4 protein-coding genes and 1 pseudogene are annotated in these 4,834 nt (G+C 59.6%); 3 read left to right on the forward strand and 2 right to left on the reverse strand.

Features of this window, described 5'->3' with window-relative positions; translation table 11 throughout:
• Window positions 1-407: pseudogene (locus AC13Q5_RS34930) on the reverse strand (IS6 family transposase); the annotation flags it as partial.
• 35 nt (window positions 408-442) lie between these two features.
• Here AC13Q5_RS34930 and AC13Q5_RS34935 point away from each other — a divergent pair.
• From AC13Q5_RS34935 to AC13Q5_RS34945, 3 genes are all read left to right on the forward strand, one after another.
• Complete coding sequence (locus AC13Q5_RS34935; protein ID WP_488504953.1) at window positions 443-592, forward strand: hypothetical protein; 150 nt, start codon at window positions 443-445, stop codon at window positions 590-592.
• Window positions 593-601: 9 nt separating this feature from the next.
• Window positions 602-1,255, forward strand: coding sequence for an O-methyltransferase (locus tag AC13Q5_RS34940; RefSeq protein ID WP_488504950.1), 654 nt, complete (start codon window positions 602-604; stop codon window positions 1,253-1,255).
• A gap of 125 nt (window positions 1,256-1,380) precedes the next feature.
• Entirely contained in the window at window positions 1,381-2,856 is a 1,476-nt protein-coding gene (locus AC13Q5_RS34945) for an alpha/beta hydrolase-fold protein (protein ID WP_488504951.1), read from the forward strand.
• Window positions 2,857-3,025: 169 nt separating this feature from the next.
• Here AC13Q5_RS34945 and AC13Q5_RS34950 read toward each other — a convergent pair.
• Window positions 3,026-4,834: methyl-accepting chemotaxis protein (locus AC13Q5_RS34950; RefSeq protein ID WP_488504952.1), on the reverse strand; the 1,809-nt coding region annotated here is incomplete at its 5' end.

The following is a 4,834-nucleotide window of genomic DNA, read 5'->3' on the forward strand; positions in this document are numbered from 1 at the left end:
ACTGAGTGTTTCTGGTGCGGCGGCACGAAAAGATTTCTGACTGCTGAAAAGACCGAGATGAAACGCTGCAAGCCTGCGACGGATCGGAAGCCCTGCATCATCCGCTCGCGTTTTCGAAGCGGCACGTGTGAATTCTCCGCGCGATTGCTCAGGCCCTTGTGCGATCGATGTTCGACGCCGGGCATAACCTGCCGTTTTGCCGCTCCGTATGAGCGCAGTTTGTCGGTGACGATGCGCTTGGGCGACAGGCCCCGCTTCTTCAGCAATCGCCTGGCAGCCTTGGTATCGCGGCGGGCCTGGACGATCTTGTCGAGAACATAGCCGTCCTGATCAACGGCGCGCCAAAGCCAATGTTTCCGGCCGCCGATGGCAATCGCGACCTCGTCCAGATGCCAGATATCTTGCCGTCGCCACTGGCGCTGGCGCTCAGAGCCGGATAGCCATCGGGACCGCAGTACTCGGCGGCATGACGACAGGAACGGTCCTCGCGGTCTTCTATGTCCCGATGTTCTTCGCCTTGGTGAGCTGGCTGTTCCATCGCAAACGGCTCGACGCGAGGTCAGACACTTTGGTCCCGAGTTCCCAATCCTGAGGAGCACTTATGTCTACATCCAACGAAGTTGCCAGCAAGCCCAGCCCGATTCGAGACCGGGGAATCCTCGATGTTATCGCCCGGATGAACGCGGAACGGCGTCATCCCGACCGAAGCGCGTTCGAAACCCAAGGTCACGACGCTGAATCCTTTGCCGGCTTTGGCTTTTCGATCCATCCCGATCAGGGCGACCTCATCTACCTCCTTTGCCGGGCGATGGGGGCAAAGCGCGTCGTCGACTTCGCCACGTCTGTCGGCATGTCCGCGATCTACTTCGCCGCAGCGATGCGCGACAACGGCGGCGGCCTTGTGATCGGATCCGAACTGGTGCAGGCGAAGATTGACGTCGCGCGCAGCAATCTCGCCGACGCGGGCCTGGCCGAATATGCCGAGATCCGCCAAGGAGACGCGCGGCAGACCCTCCGCGACCTCGGGGGACCGCTCGATTTCGTTCTGATCGACGGTTGGCCCCAGTTCGAGGGACCATCGCTCGCCCGCCAGGTGATCGAGATGGTCGTGCCACAGCTTCGCGTCGGCGGCTACGTGCTGAACGACAACGCCGAACCAGACTTTCTCGAATTCGTCCGCGACCCAGTGAATGGTTTCATCTCGATCATGCTGCCGATCAAGCGTGGAACCGAGCTCGCTCTCAAGGTCGCCTAGGCCGAACCCGTGATCGACTTGGGTTCGATATACGAGAACACAGATAACGGAACGTACCGATCGCAGAGGGTGTAACAAGTGCAGACAGCGGTGCTTACCCCTATCGAATAGCGCGGGAGCAAGAGATGACTGACATATCGAGAAGAGACTTCATAACGGCCGTATCGGTGATGGCGGGCGCCACCTCTACGGTCGCCCCTGGCTCGAGTGGAGTGCTGGCGGCTGATAGAAATGGATTCATGGCCGCGTCGTCAACCGGACCTGGCCCGGCTGGAGAGCGGCCATCGCGAAGACCCGGAATCCAGAGAATCTATGCTCTGTGCGAAGTTACCGGCGGTGGCCAGAAGGTCTATGGCATCGCCGTGGAGTATGACACGGACATAGATGCCGCCAGTCTTGCGCTCGACACCTATTCCGCAGGCGTAATTCCAGCGGCACGCGGCTTCTTTCCCGGAATGCCCCAGGAGCCAGACAAGAACGCCACGACAGACGCTACTCAGTCACGCCCGGTGTTCGCCATCTATACAAATTCGGAAGCCACACTGCGTAGCGATGGCACGGATGTTGCTGGGAAGTTCGTCATCGCGGAATTCCGGTACGATCCGGATCTCAGCCTTCCAACGACCGACAGCGACAAGGTGACTCTGATCCAGGTCAAAGACATCAGGACGCAAGGCGGTGCGATCTATGCCGCGGCAAAGACTATCTGGGACAACGCCGGGTCTCACGGCAACAGCGTCGTCATTCGCGGTGTTGATGCCTGGGAGCAGAACCACTGGTGGTGGGACGATAGCCGATCTGCCTGGCTCGAATATAGCATCTATCTGCCGAAGTTGTTTCTGAAGAAGGGCGGTGAAAACAAATCCTATCCACTTCTGCTCGCGATCACCCATTCCGGCATCAGCTACGACGGGACTTGCGCCCAGACGCTGACTGAGCAATGCATCGCCACCATCTGGAGTTTGCCGGAAGAGCAGGAGCGCCATGAATGTGTGATCGTCACGCCGCGTTATGAGCGCACTACGATGAACGACTACTGGGAGCACACGTCGGACGTCGAGAACACCCACAAGCTCGTACAGATGCTGCTGTCTAATACTTGGAACTACGGTAATCCCAACCTCAAAGATCGAGCGGACAAGGTCCTGAAGATCGATCCGAAGAAGGTCTACTGCACGGGGTGGTCCATGGGAGCCATGACCTCTCTGTGGCTTATGGCGAAGCATCCGGAAACCTTTGCCGCCGGACTGATCATTGCCGGACAGCAGCGGCCCAGCGACGTTGCAACCCTTGCGCATCAGAGGCTGCTCATCATTACGGGGACCGAAGATGACAAGGCCACGCCGTGGAACGAAAAGTGCGTACCCGTCTGGCAAAAGGGAGGGGCAAAAGTGACACGCCCTTCAGAGCGCCTCGATCCTTCGCTCATCTTCCCTGTCGACGACCAGAAGCTGCTCACTGACCAAGTCCAGGGATACTTGGCGAAGGGAGGAAATATCACCTTCTTGACGTTCGAGGGCGTCGACCACATGGCTTCCGCGCGCAAGTTCTTCTACATCCGCGCCGCCAGGGACTGGCTATTCCAATATAGCAAACGCTAAAAGCAGGCATCCAAGGACTGACTGTTTGATCACGAGCCCTGCCAACTCGGGACGATAGCTATGTGCAGGGCGAGGTGATCGGCTAACCACAGCACTAATCTTGGTCTTGCGCGATCCTTACGACGTTAATCGCAACCGGATTTCAGTGCCTATTTTAGCGTCAAACTAGTCAGAACTCCGACCACTCCTGTTGGAGATGCTTAAGCGCGGCATTGCCCTGCGTGACTGGAACGGCGCGTGCAGTATGCCGGCCCGTTGTCGGGGCTGAAGCAGGCCGGGCGACGGGCCTCGCCTGTGGCTCCATGCGCTCGGCTTGGCCTGTGCGGAATGCGCTCAGGAGCTCGCCAAGACGCTTACTCTCTTCGGCCAAACCGGCACCAGCCGCGTTCATCTCTTCGACCATGGCGGCATTTTGCTGTGTCGCCTGATCCATGTGATTAACTGCGCTGTTGATCTCCGAAAGCCCCATGGACTGCTCCTGAGCGGCAGTGGCGATCGCATCCATGTGCTGATTGATCTGCAGGACCAGGTCGGCGATGGCTGCAAGGCCCTCGCCGGTGTCGTTGACGAGCTTCACGCCCTCACCGACGGCGGCTTCAGAATTGCCGATCAGAGCCTTGATCTCCTTGGCGGCATTGGCCGACCGCTGGGCAAGTTCGCGCACTTCCTGGGCGACGACGGCAAAGCCTTTGCCGGCTTCACCCGCACGCGCCGCCTCGACGCCGGCGTTGAGCGCGAGCAGATTGGTCTGGAAGGCGATCTCGTCGATCACGCTGATGATCTGGCTGATCTGTTTGGACGAATGCTCGATCCTCCCCATGGCATTGACGGCATTATTGACGACTTGGCTGGAGTTTTCTGCTCGTAACCGGGCGCCGCGGACCAGATCACGCGCATCTCCAGTTCGCTTGGAGGTCGATTGGACATTGGCCGTAACCTCTTCGAGAGCCGCCGCCGTCTCTTCCAGCGACGCGGCCTGCTGCTCGGTGCGCTTGGAGAGGTTATCGGAAGCCTGCGAGATCTCGTAGCTGCCGCTGTTTACGAGTGACGCGGCCTGGTCGACCTGGGACATGGCAGCGCGCAGCTGGCTGACCGATGAATTGAAGTCGTGACGCAGAGCTTCGAACTGCGCCGCCAGCGGCGTTTCGATCTCGCAGCATAAGTCGCCGGATGCCAAATGACGAAGTCCTGTCGCAAGCGAGCCCGTCGCCAGCGACAGCCTCTGTTCGGCCTCTGCTTCGGCACGGCGCTGGACTTCGACGCGTTCATTCTCCGACGTAACGCGGGCCTCGGCGGCTTCGGCTTCCAGTACCTTGTTGCGCAAGGCTGACTGCTGGAACACCTGTACGGAACGTGCCATGGCACCGATCTCATCACGCCGTTCGACGCCACCGATCAGGGCCGAGAGATTGCCATGGGCGAGCTCCGTCATCGAATGGGTTAGCGTCCCGACAGGCTTGGTGACACGAAAGACGATGACGCAGATCCCGGTAATGCTCAGAACCGCGGCAACAAGGAAGGTGAGCCCGTAGGCGATCAGGCTGACGAATGCATCATTCTGGCTGGCGGCTGCCTCGGCGACCATGCCATCGGCGGCTGCCGCAGCGGTGTTCGTGATGGTCAGAAGCGCGGCATTGCCAAGCGGGCGCCAGTCGTCGAGAGGCATGGCCTTCTTCTCACCGGCTGCGAACCTCGCAAGTAGCGCGGTGTGTTTTGCTGCAAAGTCGCCGCTGAAATAGGTCGTGCTGCCGACCTTATAGGCGTCCTTGACGACCTGTGGTGTCGAGGGATGATTGACCAGAGTGCCGATCTGTCCCCAGGTGAAATTCGCCGTGTAATCGAATTGCTGGATCTTGCTGACGTCTTCAGGCTTCATCGCCTCTCCAGAGGCGAGCGTGTTGACATACAACAGGTTTGCGGCACCCGCCGTCGCGCGGGTGTACCATGTCAGTGCGCGGATCTGGATCAGTGCCGTCAT

This window comes from Martinezella sp. CNPSo 3964 (assembly GCF_057784375.1).